This is a genomic window from Sphingomonas plantiphila, from assembly GCF_046000505.1.
GTDB lineage: Bacteria > Pseudomonadota > Alphaproteobacteria > Sphingomonadales > Sphingomonadaceae > Sphingomonas > Sphingomonas plantiphila.
The window spans coordinates 188,633-203,595 of sequence record NZ_JBELQC010000002.1 but is presented as its reverse complement, the minus strand read 5'-3'; the positions used below and the strand labels follow the sequence as shown (position 1 = coordinate 203,595).

At 66.1% G+C, this 14,963-nt stretch carries 15 protein-coding genes and 1 tRNA gene; 5 read left to right on the top strand and 11 right to left on the bottom strand.

The genetic code is table 11. From position 1 onward, the window contains the following. Window positions 1-38 precede the first annotated feature (38 nt). Genes ABS767_RS13115 through ABS767_RS13100 form a run of 4 tightly spaced genes read right to left on the bottom strand, consistent with a single transcriptional unit; the run spans window position 39 to window position 2,229 of the window. Window positions 39-773: an anti-sigma factor gene (locus ABS767_RS13115; protein ID WP_408079058.1), complete on the bottom strand. Its 735-nt coding sequence runs from the start codon at window positions 771-773 to the stop codon at window positions 39-41. Then, a complete protein-coding gene (locus ABS767_RS13110; RefSeq protein WP_408079056.1) occupies window positions 766-1,338 on the bottom strand; it encodes a sigma-70 family RNA polymerase sigma factor in 573 nt (190 codons plus the stop codon). Before ABS767_RS13110 ends, ABS767_RS13115 begins: the two co-directional genes overlap by 8 nt. A 52-nt stretch (window positions 1,339-1,390) precedes the next feature. Then, window positions 1,391-1,696: a (2Fe-2S) ferredoxin domain-containing protein gene (locus ABS767_RS13105; protein WP_408079054.1), complete on the bottom strand. Its 306-nt coding sequence runs from the start codon at window positions 1,694-1,696 to the stop codon at window positions 1,391-1,393. Further along, window positions 1,693-2,229: a J domain-containing protein gene (locus tag ABS767_RS13100; protein ID WP_408079052.1), complete on the bottom strand. Its 537-nt coding sequence runs from the start codon at window positions 2,227-2,229 to the stop codon at window positions 1,693-1,695. Before ABS767_RS13100 ends, ABS767_RS13105 begins: the two co-directional genes overlap by 4 nt. Window positions 2,230-2,339: 110 nt before the next feature. Here ABS767_RS13100 and ABS767_RS13095 point away from each other — a divergent pair. Next, window positions 2,340-2,414: transfer RNA gene (locus tag ABS767_RS13095), tRNA-Glu, on the top strand. Between the two features lie 252 nt (window positions 2,415-2,666). Here the strand turns inward: ABS767_RS13095 and ABS767_RS13090 are convergent. From ABS767_RS13090 to ABS767_RS13075, 4 genes are all read right to left on the bottom strand, one after another. Next, on the bottom strand, window positions 2,667-2,945 hold the full coding sequence (locus ABS767_RS13090) for a glutathione S-transferase family protein (RefSeq protein WP_408079050.1): 279 nt from the start codon (window positions 2,943-2,945) through the stop codon (window positions 2,667-2,669). Window positions 2,946-3,230: 285 nt separating this feature from the next. Further along, window positions 3,231-3,980: an SDR family NAD(P)-dependent oxidoreductase gene (locus tag ABS767_RS13085; RefSeq protein WP_408079048.1), complete on the bottom strand. Its 750-nt coding sequence runs from the start codon at window positions 3,978-3,980 to the stop codon at window positions 3,231-3,233. A 128-nt stretch (window positions 3,981-4,108) separates the two neighbouring features. Further along, window positions 4,109-4,918 carry an SDR family NAD(P)-dependent oxidoreductase gene (locus ABS767_RS13080; protein WP_408079046.1) on the bottom strand — a complete coding sequence of 270 codons (810 nt, stop codon included), beginning with the start codon at window positions 4,916-4,918 and terminating at the stop codon, window positions 4,109-4,111. A gap of 55 nt (window positions 4,919-4,973) precedes the next feature. Beyond that, on the bottom strand, window positions 4,974-5,642 hold the full coding sequence (locus tag ABS767_RS13075) for a glutathione S-transferase family protein (RefSeq protein ID WP_408079044.1): 669 nt from the start codon (window positions 5,640-5,642) through the stop codon (window positions 4,974-4,976). Between the two features lie 164 nt (window positions 5,643-5,806). Here ABS767_RS13075 and ABS767_RS13070 point away from each other — a divergent pair, with 164 nt between their 5' ends. Beyond that, window positions 5,807-6,700, top strand: a complete 894-nt coding sequence (locus ABS767_RS13070) for a LysR family transcriptional regulator (protein ID WP_408079042.1) — start codon at window positions 5,807-5,809, stop codon at window positions 6,698-6,700. Window positions 6,701-6,864: 164 nt separating this feature from the next. Here ABS767_RS13070 and ABS767_RS13065 read toward each other — a convergent pair whose 3' ends face one another. Together ABS767_RS13065 and ABS767_RS13060 are read right to left on the bottom strand one after the other, a co-directional pair. Further along, on the bottom strand, window positions 6,865-9,984 hold the full coding sequence (locus tag ABS767_RS13065) for a helicase-related protein (protein ID WP_408079040.1): 3,120 nt from the start codon (window positions 9,982-9,984) through the stop codon (window positions 6,865-6,867). Continuing rightward, window positions 9,981-10,535, bottom strand: coding sequence for a PRC-barrel domain-containing protein (locus tag ABS767_RS13060; protein ID WP_456293443.1), 555 nt, complete (start codon window positions 10,533-10,535; stop codon window positions 9,981-9,983). Before ABS767_RS13060 ends, ABS767_RS13065 begins: the two co-directional genes overlap by 4 nt. 341 nt (window positions 10,536-10,876) lie before the next feature. On the opposite strand from ABS767_RS13060, the gene katE reads away from it, so the two are divergent. The 3 genes from katE to ABS767_RS13045 all read left to right on the top strand — a co-directional run bounded on the left by katE (window position 10,877) and on the right by ABS767_RS13045 (window position 14,041). Then, window positions 10,877-13,054 carry a catalase gene (gene katE, locus ABS767_RS13055; protein ID WP_408079036.1) on the top strand — a complete coding sequence of 726 codons (2,178 nt, stop codon included), beginning with the start codon at window positions 10,877-10,879 and terminating at the stop codon, window positions 13,052-13,054. Between the two features lie 71 nt (window positions 13,055-13,125). After that, on the top strand, window positions 13,126-13,842 hold the full coding sequence (locus ABS767_RS13050; protein WP_408079034.1) for a Crp/Fnr family transcriptional regulator: 717 nt from the start codon (window positions 13,126-13,128) through the stop codon (window positions 13,840-13,842). 13 nt (window positions 13,843-13,855) lie between these two features. Then, window positions 13,856-14,041 (top strand): hypothetical protein, encoded by a 186-nt coding sequence (locus tag ABS767_RS13045; protein ID WP_408079032.1) that lies wholly within the window; start codon window positions 13,856-13,858, stop codon window positions 14,039-14,041. Between the two features lie 44 nt (window positions 14,042-14,085). On the opposite strand, the gene ABS767_RS13040 is transcribed toward ABS767_RS13045, so the two are convergent. Next, window positions 14,086-14,961 (bottom strand): glycosyltransferase family 2 protein, encoded by an 876-nt coding sequence (locus ABS767_RS13040; protein ID WP_408079030.1) that lies wholly within the window; start codon window positions 14,959-14,961, stop codon window positions 14,086-14,088. Window positions 14,962-14,963: the final 2 nt, after the last annotated feature.

Genomic DNA, 14,963 nt, shown 5'->3' with positions numbered 1-14,963 from the left:
GATGTGCAGGAGTTACGGCGCGGGATGCGCTGCGGATGTCAGATCCCGAAAATTTTTCCCGAGGCGACCGGCGCGCTGCTGGGTGCCTGGTGAGGCGCGGACGCGCGCGGCTCCATCGTGACGGCGAGAGTCGCCCCGTCCCGGATCATGGTGCGATGGCCCTGCGCGACGGTCAGCTGCGTATCGCCGGTGGGAGCGATCAGGCCGAGCGAGCGCGGGACGCCATCGTCGGGAATGACCCACAGCTCGGGCGCCAGGTCGCTTTCACCCATCGCGTCGACGGCCAGACGCAACTGTGCGGTCTGGGGATCGTAGCGCGCGGCGATGATCGGGCCCGCATCCTCGCCGCGCAGTTGCGCCACGATCGCGGGCCGGGAGGCGACCGGCTGAGTGCGATCGGGCGGCGGACCCTCGACCGCCGGGCGGGGAAGCATCAGCAGGATCGCCAGCGCGGCTGCGACGGCACCCGCCGCCCCGGCACCGAACTGCCACCGGCGCAATCGCTGCAGCGGCACGATCGACGCGACCGTGTCGGGGGTTTCCGCAATCGCCGCCTCGACGCGCTGCCACAGCGCGACCGGGACCGCCTCCTCCACCGTCTCGAGCGCCAGTCCCGCGAGCAACTGCTCCCAAGTCTCGACCGCATCCGCAAACGCCGGATCGGCGAGCCGTTGCCGCTGCGCTGCGGCCAGATCGTCGCCCTCGAGCACGCCCAGCGCGAGCTCGGCGGCGAGGAGGTCGCGATCGCCAGGCAGGGGCACGGGATCAGTCACGGCCGAGACACGCGCGCAGCTGGAGCAGACCGCGACGGATCCACGTCTTCATCGTGCCCAACGGTACCGCTTCACGCTCGGCGAGCTGCGCATAGGTCGCGCCGCCGAAGAACGCGGCGCTGATCGCGGCGCGGGCGCGCGCCTCCAGCTCGCTCATGCAGAGATGGACCCGGTGCTGCTGCTCGGCCTCCTCGATGACGCTGTCGGCGAGCGGACGCTCGTCCGGGACCTGCTGTGCCGCCTCGATCGGCGCGGCGTTGCGGACGGGAGTGGCGCGAAGCCGGTCGATCGCGCTGTTGCGCGCGATTGTCGCGAGCCATGTGATCGGGCTCGCGCGCGCCGGATCGAACCGTCCGGCCCGTTGCCACACCTTGACGTACACCGCCTGCAACACGTCCTCCGCATCGTCCCTGTCGCGACAGATACGCAGGCAGATGCCGAACAGCTTCGCAGATGTGAGCGCATAGACCTCCGCCAGCGCCGCGCGATCGCCGCGGCCGACCGCGATCAGCGCGCCGGAGAGACGGGCGCGAGCGAGATCGGCCAGGGGAGGATTCGGTGACACATCCTAGGTCTAGCCGCTTGGCGACGCGGAGCAAGCCGCTGCCGCGCGGGGTTCAGTCGCGATCGAGTCCCAACGCGTCGGCCACGCCGTCCAGATCCGCGCCTGCCGGGACGAGCAGCCATTCGCGGCTGGCGGCGCCGTTGACCACCGTCACCGCGCCGCGCGGACAGATGCCGAGGCATTTGACGTCGACAACCCCTGCCCCCGCCTTGCGACCCTTTTTCAGGTGCAGATGCTTGCGCAGCGCCTTGCCGAGCGACTGCTTGCCCTTCGGTCCGAACCCGCCGTCCAGCTTCTTCGAGCATTTGGCGCAGACCAGCACCGCGTTCGACCAGTTGGATCGGACGCGCGCCTTCAATCAGGCCGCCATTGCCGGCGCTCCTCGGCGACCCGAAGCACCTCATAGGCGGTCTGGATCGCCTGGAACCGCTTCGCCGCTTCGGGATCGCCAGGGCGGACATCGGGGTGATTGTCCTTCGCCAGACGGCGCCATGCGGTTCGCACCGCTTCGAAATCGGCATCGGGATCGAGCTTCAGCACCTCGAGCGCGCGCATCTCGTCGCGCGAGCGGCTGCCATCGCCGGGCCCGGCCCACTCATTGTGCCGGCTTTCCGCGAAATCGCCGGCATCGCGGCGCTCCTGCGCCTCGCGCTCGGCGGCTTCCTCGGCCGTCAGACCTTCGAAGTAGTTCCAGTTGCGGTTATATTCGCCGGCATGCGTCTCGCAGAAATACCAGCGTTCCGGGCTGTTCGGCGATTTGGGCGCGGGCCGATCGCCCGGCGCATCGCAGCCGTGCCGGTCGCACAGGCGCACCTTCACCGCCTCACGCTCGCTGCCATAGGGCCGCCAGCGGGGGAAGCCCCAGTCCATCGATCGGGTCGAACGCGCCATGCGACGCCAAATAGGCATCCGATACGCCAAACACCAGCCCGCGGCGCGATTTCGCCGCAACGCTTGACGCCCCGCCCGCCCCCGACTAAAGGCGCCGCTTCCGCTGATACGGCCCCTTCGTCTAGCGGTCAGGACGTCGCCCTCTCACGGCGAAAACACGAGTTCGATTCTCGTAGGGGTCACCAGCGATTTCAATGACTTAGCCGGAAAATATCTGCGTGAATTTGCAACTTACTGCAAATTTACTGCAAAACCGCAGTCGGAAACCGGCGGATTTTCACGGATTGTTCATGACCAGCGGCCGGGTTGTCCACCTCGTCAGCGTGCCGCTAATGTCTGAGTCGCGCCCCAATTTCGGTCATTCGACCGATCCGCCATCGATCCCGGAAGCCGCCATTCGTTCATCTCGCCCATGACCGAGCCCTAAACGGCAGAAGTTAGGACGAAGCCGCCGTTCGATGAGGCGGCGCTGCCACGATGTCCGCGCCAGTAATCCTGTCGCCGGCGATGTACGGTGCATCCGATGAAGCCTGGCCCATCCAGCCAAGTGCGGCGAACACTCTGACGGCGTAAGTGCGCTTCGCCTCCGGATCGTCATTGGCATGGCCGCGCAGTAGCGGGGGAATGATCGCCACATCGAGCAGATCCCGTACGTAGTTTTCGAATTCGTTCACCCGCTGCCAGATGCGGCCATGCTCATCTACGGTGCGGCCCAACAGGGGCAATGATCGCGACGGACTCGTATAGTGCGGTGTCGCCCGCTCTAAGGACTGGCACCTTACCGCGTAAACGATGCTCTTGGTTGGCCATCCATGAGGTGAGATATCTAGGGCACGCGCTTGTATTCGAGCGCAAGCTTTGCCTCCGCCGGTAGGCGCTAACGCTAATCCAGAACAGTTCGTGCTCCATCGTCGTCCTGTCGCATCTACCGGCTTAGTATCGGCGCCGGCCATTCGCCTTCCGGGTTCGGATCGAGATGAAGGCCCCGCGCCCGGGCAGGTCTAAAGCTGCGTAATCCCACCATCTGCAATCAGATCAGTACCGGTAGAGAAGCTGCTTTCATCGGACGCCAAGAACAGCGCCGCAGCAGCCATCTCTTCCGGCCTGCCCAGGCGTCCAAGCGGCGTGATCTGGGCATAAGCCGTGCGCGCACCATCCGCCTCTTCCTGAGTCTCGAACTGGCTCTCGATGATAGGCGTGTCGACTGCACCGGGGGACAGCGTGTTCACGCGAATGCCACGATCCTTTAGTTCTGCCGCCAAGGTCCGCGACAGCGAGCGTACCGCTGCCTTGCTGGCGGAGTAGGTCGAGTGGGCAGGAAACCCTTTCAGGTGCAATCCGGACGCCACAAGCACGATTGAACCGCCGCGGGTCATCAGGGGCAGCGCCTTCTGCACGGTGAAGAACACGCCGCGCACGTTAATGCCGAACGTCCGGTCGAAATGCTCCGGAGTGGCCGCTTCAATCGGTGACTGTTCGACGAACCCAGCGTTCGCGACGACAATGTCTATGACGCCCTTCTCGGCCTTAACCTGGGCGAACACCGCGTCGAGTTCGTCGAGGTTAGCGACATCGCTGCGAATGATTGAAACGTCGCGGCCGATCGCGTCCCGGGCTTTCTCAAGTTCGGACATGCGGCGGCCTGTGATGAACACGTAGGCGCCTTCATCGACAAAGCGTCGGGCGGTTGCGAAGCCAATACCGCTGCTACCGCCCGTGATGACTGCGATCTTCCCGTTGAGCTTGGACATGGTGTTTCTCCTGTAATGAATGGTCGTCGCTTCACTAAGTCAGTCGAAATCAGCCAGGGTAACGGGCCGGTTCGACGCGACGCTGTGTCGGATCGGAAATTAATTGGCGCTTTGAGCGGGAGGTGCGATCAGGCGACGAAGCGCACGACACCACCATCGACGCGTAATGCCGCACCTGTGGTCGCAGACGCCTGGTCCGAGCAGGCATAGACAATCATGTTGGCGACTTCGTCGGTGGCGGCAAAGCGCCCGATCAAGGTCGTGGGGCGCAGCGTTCGAAGGAACTCCTGTTCAGCTTGACCGGGTGTGATGCCGTTCGCTTTGGCCTGCTTCGCGACATAGTCACCGAGGATCTCTGATCGGGTCGGTCCTGGAAGCACGGCATTGACCGTGACGCCCGTGCCCGCAACCGCCTCGGCCAGGCCGCGCGATACGGCGAGCTGTGCCGTCTTGGTCACGCCGTAATCGAGCATCTCCTTGGGCGTGTTCACTGCGGATTCGCTGCTCACGAACACAACCCGGCCCCAGCCACTGGCTACCATGCGCGTCAGATAGTGACGCGAGAGCCGTACACCGCTCATCACGTTGAGCTGGAACAACCCCAGCCAATCGGCATCGGGGATTGCGGCGATGTCGTCGATGCCCTGATAGTCCCGGAGAAACGCCGTACCGACGTTGTTCACCAGGATGTCAGCCTCCGGGGCTGCCGCGACGAAGGCGCTTGCACCCTCCGCGGTCGACAGATCAGCGGCGATGCCGGAAATATCGCTCCCAGGGAAAGCGGCACGCATCTCACGCACGGCCGCGTCGACCCTGGCCTGCGTGCGACCGTTGACGATCACCGCAGCGCCGGCCCGTGCCAAACCTTCCGTCGCCCGGCCGATGCCCGCGGTCGACCCCGTGATGATGGCGGCACGTCCGGTCAGATCGATCTTCATGGGCTTGTCCCTACACTTCCCTGCCGCGCGCGCATGAAGCGCACGGGATCGCGCATCACAGCCTGATGCCCGCACCCTGGAGCGCAGTATCGATGCGTTCATCGACTTCCCGCTTCGTCTCTGCCCAAGCCGGCACCGTCGCGAGCAAGCGCTGCTGCCAGGCAACGAGATTAGGATATTCATCGAACGGCACCTTGGTCCGCTCGTTCTGCGAGAAGGGTGCAGCAATATCGATGTCAGCCAAGGTCAGCTTATCGCCGACCACGAACTGTCGCTCGGCCAAGTGGGCATCGAGGACGGCTGCTGCCGCGCGGATCTTGGCAAACGTCAGCGCTGTGATGCTCTCATCCTCAGGCTGACCCATAAAGCGCTTGCCGATGCGCTCGTCGAACGTGAGGGTCGCAAAGACGCGCCATTGCTCGCCCGACCAAAACATCCATTGCAGCACTTCGTAGCGCTCGCGCGGCGTGGCACCAAGCAGCTGACCGCCCGCTTTGTCCGCAAGGTAGAGGTTGATCGCGGAGGCTTCGTACAGGACGACATCGCCATCTACCATGACGGGAGACAGACCGTGAGGGTTCAGCTTCAGGAAGTCGGGCGTGTGACTCTCGCCCTTGAACAGGTCGATGTTCACCCGCTCAATGGGGACGTTCATAATCGCCGCGGCGGAGGTGACACGGCGCAGGCTGCCCGAACCGGGATCGCCATAGATCTTGATCGACATTGGAAACAGTCCTTCGAAGAGAGGCAAATACAATCGGCGGTGCGGGTTCATCGGGTCACGCATCGAAAATGGGCCCTGGCTATCCGACCGGCTTGCCTCCAGCTATGCTATCCGCAAATGTTTGTGTACGGGTCATCCGCGGACAACATATATCCGGAATTCGAATGAGTGATCGTTGGCAGGAGATGACCGTGTTTGCCCGCGTGGCCGAATGCGGCAGCCTCTCGCGCGCAGCGCGCGAACTAAGCCTCTCGCAACCATCGGTATCTCGGATCGTCAGTGCGTTGGAGGCGAGGCTGGGCACGACGCTGCTGCTGCGCACTACACGGAGCGTCTCCCTCACGGAGGCTGGTGCCCTGTATCTGGAGCGCGCGCGACGTCTGCTTGCAGAAATGGAGGAGGCCGAGCAGGCGACCCGTGGGCTGGATTCGCTGCACGGGGTCATCCGCCTGGCGATGCCCGTAATGTACGGCACGCGGGCGATCATCCCGGCCGTGGCACCCTTTTTAGCGCGGCATCCTGACCTTCGCGTCGAGATTGTCATGAGCGACACACGCCAGAACCTCGTCACGGACGGCGTGGATATTGCCATACGGGTAGGCGTCGGACAGCTGGATAATTCCAACTTCGGTGCCCGTAGATTGGCTTTGATCGAACGGCTGGTGGTTGCGGCACCGTCCTACCTGCGTATGCACGGTTCGCCAGCCGATCCGGTCGAACTTGCAAAACATGCCTGCATCATCCAGCACGGCCTGTTCGGTCGCGAGAGCTGGCGCTTCACGCACGGTCAAACTGTTGCTGCCGTTGACGTTTCCGCGAGGCTCTCGATCAACTCAGCGCCGGGCGTGCTGGCAGCGGCAGTTGCGGGCATGGGCATCGCGCTCGCGACCCGCATCATGGCCGGCGAGGAACTGCGAAGCGGGCAGCTCACCCAATTGCTCGAGGCCTGGCAGCTCGCCCCAGCCGAGGTCCACGCCATCTTTCCGGCTGGTCCCAAGCTGTCAGCAAAGGTCAGGGCGATCGTGGATCACCTCGCAGAAGCACTAAGCAAACCATAGCGCCTCGGCGAGGTGCCGCCGTCGCCAAAGGAGCGTCCCATATTTCTGGCATATGCCGCCTTTCCCGACATAGCATCGTTGGGGGGACAGCTGGCGGCGTAGCAAAAGACGTCCGCGACTTTAGGGGACGCGCCACTGCGGCGGGCCGCCGCTCCCGCACCGCGTCAGTCCTTGGCCGCCTCCAGGGTATCGAGCAATGCCTGGATACGCGCGCTGCGATCCGCGTCCTCGGTCGCTTCCGCGAGGATTAGCCGTCCGTTGCGCGGCTTCAGTCCGGCGGCCTTGGTATTGCCCTCAAACCCGGCGCGCGGGGTAAGGGCGATCGCGGCAGGCCCGGCGTCGATCCGCAGGATGCCGAGTGCACGGGCGGCACGTCGAATGCGCGCGCGTGCGACGAGCCGCTCTGCCTGGGGCGGCAAGGGCCCGAACCGGTCGAGCAGTTCCTCTTCGAAGGCGTCGAGGTCGCCTTCCTCCTCGATGCGCGCGAGCCGGACATAGAGGTTCAGCCGCGCATCGGGCTCCGGGATCCAATGCTCGGGCAGGCAGCCGGCCTCGCCAATATGCAGTTCGGGCGCCCACCGTTCGACGGGCTCGCCGCGGACCGACCGCAGCGCCGCGCCCAGCAGATATTGATAGAGCTGGGTACCGATCAGCGTCATGTGCCCTGCCTGATCGTCGCCCAGCAGATCGCCCGCCCCGCGCATGTCGAGATCCGCGGCGCTGATGTCGAATCCCGCGCCCAGCCGATCATGCGCCGCCAGCGCGCGCAGGCGCTTCAGCGTCCGCGCGCCGATCGCGTCCTCGCCCTGGGTGAGCAGGATCACCTGCCCGCGCCGATTGCCGCGGCCGACGCGCCCGCGCAGCTGATGCAACTGAGCCAGACCGAACCGGTCGGCGCGCCACACGATCATCGTGTTCGCGCGCGGCACGTCGAGCCCGGCCTCGATGATGTTGGTGGCAAGGAGGATGTCGCCGGCACCGCCCGCGAAGCGCACCATCGCCTCGTCGATCTCGGCCGCGGGCATCTTGCCATGCGCCTCGACCAGCGTCAGTTCGGGTGCGATCCGGCGCAGCTTTTCGGCAAGCGGGGCCATGTCCTCGATCCGCGGCACGACGACGAAGCTTTGGCCCCCGCGACTTTTCTCGCGCCGCAGCGCCGTTCGGATCCGCGCGTCGTCATACTGATCGAGACTGGTGCGGATCGGCTGGCGGCGCGTCGGCGGGGTGACGATCACCGAGACCTGCTGCAGCCCCACCAACGCCATCTGCAGGGTGCGCGGGATCGGGGTGGCGCTCAGCGTGAGGAGGTGCGTCTCCCCCGATCCACGCAGGCGCGCCTTGTCGGCGGCGCCGAACCGCTGTTCCTCGTCGATCACGACCAGGCCCAGCTTTGCATAGTGCACGCCCTTGCCCATCACCGCGCCGGTACCGACGACGATTCCGATCGAGCCATCGGCAAGCCCGGCCTTCACTGCCTTCTTCTCCGCCGCGGTCGAGAGGCGCGAGAGGCCGGCGACGCGAATGTCCGTGCCTTCGAACCGCTGCATGAAGCTTTCGAGATGCTGGCGGACCAGCACGGTTGTGGGAGCTGCGACGACCACCTGATAGCCCGCCAGCGCGGCCAGCGCGGCGGCACGCAGCGCGACCTCGGTCTTGCCATAGCCGACATCGCCGACGATGAGCCGGTCCATCGGCTTGCCGCTGGCCAGGTCGGTGCGCACCGCGCCGATCGCACGCGCCTGATCTGCGGTTTCGGTGTACGCAAAGCCGTTGGCGAACCGCTCATAGGTGGCCGGATCGGGATCGATTGCCGGTGCCTCAAGCCCGGCGCGCGCTTCGGCGAGCCGCGCGAGACCGCGCGCGCTCTCGTTGATCGCCGCGTCGATCACCGCGCGACGCTTTATCCATGACGACCCGTCGAGCTTGTCCAGCGAGACGGCTTCGTCGTTGGCGCCATAGCGCCAGATCCGGTCGGCATCGTCGACCGCGACCAGCCGGCGCGCGCCGCCGGCATATTCGAGCGCGATCAGTTCGCCGCCTTCGCTGCCCTCCGGCGCCGGAGCGAGACCGGCGATCCGCGCGACGCCATGGTCCTCGTGCACCACGATATCGCCGACGCGGATATCGGCGCCTGCGCCGGTGAGCAGGTCTACGGAGGCGACGGGCGCATCGTCGAGCTGTGCGCGGCTGCCGAGGATGTCGGCAGCCGCGACGACCACCAGCCGCGCGTCGACGAAGCCGCGATCGACGGGCATAACGATCGTCGCGGCCGCACCGGCGTCAAGCGCTTCGATCGCGGCGCGGTCATCGCAGTGCGCCAGATCGACCTTCAACCGCTGCGCGACCTTCGTGCGCAGGAAACGCAGGTCTCGCGTGCTTCCCGCCAGCACCAGCGCCCGGCTTTCGAGCAACGGCTGTACGAAGCGCGTGAAGGCCGCGAGGGGCCGCCGCGCCTCGGCAAAGCGGGGGATTTCGGTCTCCGCTGTTTCCAGCTCGAGGGTCTGCCATGTCGCGAGCGACTGTGCCCAGGCAGCGTCGTCGATGGCATCGATCCGGCCTCCTGCGTGCCCTGCTGTTTCGGTCGCCAGCTGGATGAAGCGTTTTCGCCGCTTGTCGGCCTTGACGGAACGGGCGATTCGCGCGGGCCGAAGGTGCGCGAGGATCGCGACCGGGGCCGAAAGCGCCGGCTCGGCGGCATGTCCGATCTCAAGACGGTCGAGTTCACCGACGGTACGCTGGGTAAGCGGATCGTAGGAACGCAGCGCGGCGATGGCACCGTCTGCGACCTCGATCCGTACCGGAAGTCCGGCATCGGCGGGGAAGATGTCGATCACCTCCCCCAGGATCGCGACTTCGCCCGGCTCGTCGACGCGGTCGTCGGCGAAATAGCCAAGGGTTTCGACCTGCGCCGCGAAGGCCTCGACGTCGATCGCATCGCCGGGACGCAGCGTCGGCGGCGCGCCGTCATAGGCGTCAGGCGGTGGGTAGCGACGGGCAGCGGCCTCGCCGCTCAGGATCAGGGCGAGCGGTCCCCGCTCCGCCTGCTGCTGCGCCTGCCGCAATGCCCGAAGCGCCGCGACGCGGTGGCCGGCATTTTCGGGAGAAGGCGGCGCGACATCGCCCGGCAATGTGTCGCTCGCGGGGAGGAAGATCACCTGTCCTGCCGGGACGAGCCCCCGCACAGCGTCCGCGATCCGCTCCGCCTGCTGTTCGTCGTCGGCAAGATAGACGAGATCGCCGTCGTGCAGGGCGGCGGCGATGCGAAACGCGATTTGCGCGATCATCGGCGCGCGCCCGCAGGCGCGGCGGCCTCGGCTGGCCAGTCTCCGTGATCGAGCGGGTCCAGCGCCTCGAACCGGTCGGCGGTCATGCGCAGCACCAGCCTGTCGCAATGGAATTCGAGCGCATCGCGCGGCACGGCGCGAAGCGCTTCCTGCACGCCGGCGAAGCCGCCCGTCGCGACGACGACATAGCTGACCGCCCCGGTCTCGCATTCGACCAGCGCCTCGACCGCCTTGCCCTGTTCCTCCCCGGCCGAATCGACGACCGGCATGCCGGCGATTCCCGTCGCGGTGAACAGCGTGGGCGCGGCGCTCCGGCGGCTCGTTTCCTTGGCCTTCGTACCGCCATCCTCATAGGTCGCCTGGCGGCCGAGCCAGCGCCAGATCCCGACGCCGTTGACCAGCGTCAGGAAGGCATTGGTGGCGAGCAGGTTCGACTGGCCCGTCGACGCGCCGACCAGCATCCATCCGACCGAGCCGATGGTGAACACGACAAAGCCCCAGCCGGTCACCCGCGCGCCGAGATTGGCCGCGGTCATCATCGCGGCGACCATCGTCGCGATCGGGGCTACCCAGCCGGCAATCTCTTCCATCGCATCCTCCACTCGAACAGACCGGACGTCGCTGGCCGTCCGGATGGCGCTAACGCGTCAGCGCGGCGGGGGACGCGTGGAGGAAAAAAGATTTCGATGATCGGCGAGGCTCTCAGGGCCGCGCGGCGCGCATCGCGGAAGGGCGGCAAGGCTTTTCGATCTACCTGCGCCTCCGGAAAAACAGGTCGATAATTGTTAATGTGCCTTTGAACCAGGCAACTTGCCCGGTCGCCAGTCGTTCGCTTCGAGCTGGGTGGGACACGAGGTGATCGCCCGGGCCTTTCCGTAACCAGGAGCGAACCATGGCCAAATCCCCCCGCACGCCCAAAGTCGACCCCAAGGCGAAATCCGCTGCTGCCAAAGCCGAGCCGGCCGAGGGACCCGCGCTGTCGGACCGCTTCGCTGAGCCGCAGGGCGAAGGCGGCGAGACACGCCAGATCGCGGGGGGCGAGGTCGCCGTGCTCACCACTGCCCAGGGCGTGCCGGTCAGCGACGACCAGAACAGCCTCAAGCAGGGCGCGCGCGGCCCCTCGCTGCTGGAGGACTTCCACTTCCGCGAGAAGATGTTCCACTTCGACCATGAGCGCATCCCCGAGCGCGTCGTCCACGCGCGCGGCTATGGCGCGCACGGCTATTTCGAACTGACCGACAGCCTTGCCGACGTCACTCGCGCGGATATCTTCCAGCGGGTCGGCGAACGGACGGAGGCATTCGTCCGCTTCTCGACGGTGGCGGGATCGAAGGGTTCGGCGGACCTCGCCCGCGATGTCCGCGGCTTCGCGGTCAAGCTTTACACCAAGGAGGGTAACTGGGATCTCGTCGGGAACAACATTCCGGTGTTCTTCATCCAGGATGCGATGAAGTTCCCGGATCTCATCCACGCCGCAAAGCCCGAGCCCGATCGCGCCTTCCCCCAGGCGCAGACCGCACACGACAATTTCTGGGACTTCATCAGCCTCAGCCCCGAATCGATGCACATGGTGATGTGGATCATGTCGGACCGGACGATCCCGCGCTCGTTCCGCTTCATGGAGGGGTTCGGAGTCCACACCTTCCGGCTGGTCGATGCCGACGGCAAGTCGACCTTCGTCAAATTCCACTGGAAGCCCAAGCTGGGGCTGCAATCGGTCGCGTGGAACGAGGCGGTCAAGATCAACGGCGCCGATCCCGACTTTCACCGCCGCGACCTGTGGGCGGCGATCGAGGCGGGCGATTTCCCCGAATGGGAATTGGGCGTCCAGCTGTTCGACCAGGACTTCGCCGACAGCTTCGCGTTCGACGTGCTCGACGCGACCAAGCTGATTCCCGAGGAAGCCGTGCCGATCCGCATCGTCGGACGGCTCGTTCTCGACCGGCTGGTCGACAATTTCTTCGCCGAGACCGAGCAGGTGGCGTTCTGCACGCAGAATATCGTGCCCGGGATCGATTTCACCAACGATCCGCTGCTCCAGGGTCGCAATTTCTCCTATCTCGACACCCAGCTAAAGCGGCTGGGGTCGCCCAACTTCACGCATCTGCCGATCAACGCCCCGCGCTGCCCCTTCGCGCATTTCCAGCAGGACGGGCATATGGCAATGCGCAACCCCGTCGGCCGCGCCAACTACGAACCCAACAGCTGGGGTCCGGCGCAGGGCGGGCCGCGCGAAGATCCAAAGCGGGACTTCCGCAGCTTTCAGGAAGCGCCCGACGGCGACAAGCTGCGCATCCGGCCCGAAAGCTTTGCCGACCATTACAGCCAGGCTCGCCAATTCTATGTGAGCCAGACACCGATCGAACAGAAACATATCGGGGACGCGCTGGTGTTCGAACTCTCCAAGGTCGAACGGCCCGACATCCGATCGCGGATGGTATCGCACGTGCGGAACATCGATGGCGATCTGGCCGCTACCGTCGCCGATGGGCTGGGGCTGGAGTTGCCCGAACCGGCGCAGGCTGCACGCCCGACGATCGAGGACCTCGCCCCCTCCGACGCGCTCAGTATCGTCAAGAACGGACCGGAGCGCTTTGCCGGTCGCAAGCTCGGCCTGCTCGTCACTGATGGTGCCGATGCGGGACTGGTCAACGCGCTGGTCGCAGCAGTGGAGAGCGCCGATGCGATGTGCGAGATCATCGCGCCGAAGGTCGGCGGCGCCACGCTTTCGGACGGAACGCTGCTGCCCGCCCAGCAGAAGATCGATGGCGGCCCTTCGGTGCTGTACGATGCCGTCGCGGTGATCGCGTCGCCGGAGGGGGCCAGCATGCTCGCGACCGATGCCGCGGCGAAGGATTTCGTGACCGACGCCTTCGCCCATTGCAAGTTCATCGGCCTGTCCGAAGAGACCAAGCCGCTGATGGAGAAGGCCGGCCTTGCCGACGATCTCGACGACGGCTGCCTGGCGCTCAAGACCAAGGCGGACGCCAAGCGGTTTGTCGAGGCGCTGGCATCGCTGCGATTCTGGGATCGCGAGCCGCTGGTCGACCTCGATTCGGATTCCGATTGAGCGTTTCCTGGATCGCGCGACGGCTTGGCGGGTTCAACCGGGACCCGAAGCTTCAGGAGAGCTGATCGTCCATGTTCACCGACCGTTTCCTTGCCAACCGCCGCGGGGTCGCGCTGCTTGCCGAGGAACGCGCGCTGCTGGAATCGGCGATCAGCGAAGTGCGCACGCTCGAACCGCGTACGACCTTGGTGCGTGCCGGAGAAGTGGTCGGCATCAGCACCCTTCTCGTCGACGGAATGATGTCGCGCTACATCGACGACCAGCGGGGGTTGCGCCAGCTGGTCGCGGTCCATGTCGCCGGCGAGTTCGTCGATCTCCACGCCTATCCGATGCATCGCCTGGACCACAGCATCGGCACACTGACGGCGGCGACCGTTGCAATCGTGCCGCATGATGCGCTGCAGGAGATTCTTGCCGGGCGCGAGGAATTTGCACGCAAGCTGTGGTTTGCCACGCTGCTCGATGCCGCGCTGCACCGGGCGTGGCTGTTCCGGCTGGGACGGCTCGATGCAGTCGGTCGGGTCGCGCATTTCCTGAGCGAAACCAACGCGCGACTGCGCGCGGTGGGACTGAGCGACGGGCGGCGGTTCGCGCTCGGGCTCACGCAGACGGACATCGCCGAGGTCTGCGGGCTGACCACGGTCCATACCAACCGCGCGATCCGCCAGTTGCGCGAAGCCGGCCTGTGCATCCTCAAATCCGCACTGGTCGAGATCATGGACAGCGAAGGTCTCGCCAGGCGGGGGGATTTCGACCCCGATTATCTCTATCTCGACACCCCCCGATGAAAGGAAGCCGGTCATGACCGAGGAGCCCGCCACAGAGCCGTTCAAAAGTCCCGGCGTCGCCAGCGCCGAAGAGGGGCATGTCGTCCTCGACGGACCCGACGGCATCGCCATCACGCTGACCATCGGCGCGGCGCGGCAGACCGGAGAAAGCCTGATCGCGGCCGCCGATGCCGCCGCGCGGCAGCTTTCCGAAAGCTGATCAGGCGTCGGTGCGCCCTGCACCCGACGGTGCGGGGGCCGCCGTCACGTCGCGCCCAGCGGATCGTCGACGCGTATCGCGCTTGCGGGCCAGGTCGAGAGGGAGGCGGCGCGTTCCGCCGCGGTCGGCTGTCGCCGAACGACCGGCGCACCCGCCTCCCAATCGACCAGCCCCATTCGCGTGAACTGATCGAGCCATCCCCCCATCGGCCACTCATGCCAGCGCGCATGGAAGCGGCGCGCATTGGCGACGATATCGTCGAGATGCTGGACCGGCGGATCGTAGCTGTCGTGATATTGATGGCAGGCGATCGCGCCACCAACGAACAGCAGCGGCAAGCCAGTTTCCCGCGCGCGGTAGCCGAAATCGGTATCCTCGCCGCCATAACCAGTGAACGCCGCGTCGAACCCGCCCAGCGCCTCGAACCGTGCGCGACGGATGGCGAAGGCCAGCGACCAGAACAGTCCCGCCTGCCGCTCCTCGCGCACGCCGGATGCCGGAAAGCTGCGCACCGGATGCGCCGCCCCCGCGGCCAGCAGGGCCGTTTCTTCCCAGTCTCCCCGCGCGTCGTCCGGCCCGAGATAGCGGACATCGGCGCAGAGCAACGCATCGTGGCGGTCGAGCGTCTCCGAAAGCCGCCCGAGGCAATCGCGCATGGCGATGCAGTCGACGTCCAGGAACAGTAGCTGCTCGCCGCGCGCCATCGCCGCCGCATGATTGCGGGCGGCCGCCAGCGGCAGCCCCTCCGTTTCCATCCGTGCAATCCGGATCGGAAACCCGGCCGCAGGCGCGTCGATCGGCGTGTCGCTCATGTCGACCACGATCAGTTCGTCGGGCTTGCGCAGGCTCCGGCGCAAGCCTTCGACCAGCTGGATGAGATGCGCCTCCCGGTTGCGCACCATGGTCAGGACCGACAGCATGC

Excerpts from the sequence above, each read along its gene's own strand:
- ABS767_RS13100 (WP_408079052.1), bottom strand. The coding sequence starts at position 2,229 with ATGGCGCGTTCGACCCGATCGATGGACTGGGGCTTCCCCCGCTGGCGG.
- ABS767_RS13085 (WP_408079048.1), bottom strand. The coding sequence starts at position 3,980 with ATGTCCAAGCTCAACGGGAAGATCGCAGTCATCACGGGCGGTAGCAGC.
- ABS767_RS13080 (WP_408079046.1), bottom strand. The coding sequence starts at position 4,918 with ATGAAGATCGATCTGACCGGACGTGCCGCCATCATCACGGGGTCGACC.
- ABS767_RS13075 (WP_408079044.1), bottom strand. The coding sequence starts at position 5,642 with ATGTCGATCAAGATCTATGGCGATCCCGGTTCGGGCAGCCTGCGCCGT.
- ABS767_RS13070 (WP_408079042.1), top strand. The coding sequence starts at position 5,807 with ATGAGTGATCGTTGGCAGGAGATGACCGTGTTTGCCCGCGTGGCCGAA.
- ABS767_RS13065 (WP_408079040.1), bottom strand. The coding sequence starts at position 9,984 with ATGATCGCGCAAATCGCGTTTCGCATCGCCGCCGCCCTGCACGACGGC.
- ABS767_RS13060 (WP_456293443.1), bottom strand. The coding sequence starts at position 10,535 with ATGGTCGCCGCGATGATGACCGCGGCCAATCTCGGCGCGCGGGTGACC.
- katE (WP_408079036.1), top strand. The coding sequence starts at position 10,877 with ATGGCCAAATCCCCCCGCACGCCCAAAGTCGACCCCAAGGCGAAATCC.
- ABS767_RS13050 (WP_408079034.1), top strand. The coding sequence starts at position 13,126 with ATGTTCACCGACCGTTTCCTTGCCAACCGCCGCGGGGTCGCGCTGCTT.
- ABS767_RS13045 (WP_408079032.1), top strand. The coding sequence starts at position 13,856 with ATGACCGAGGAGCCCGCCACAGAGCCGTTCAAAAGTCCCGGCGTCGCC.
- ABS767_RS13040 (WP_408079030.1), bottom strand. The coding sequence starts at position 14,961 with ATGCTGTCGGTCCTGACCATGGTGCGCAACCGGGAGGCGCATCTCATC.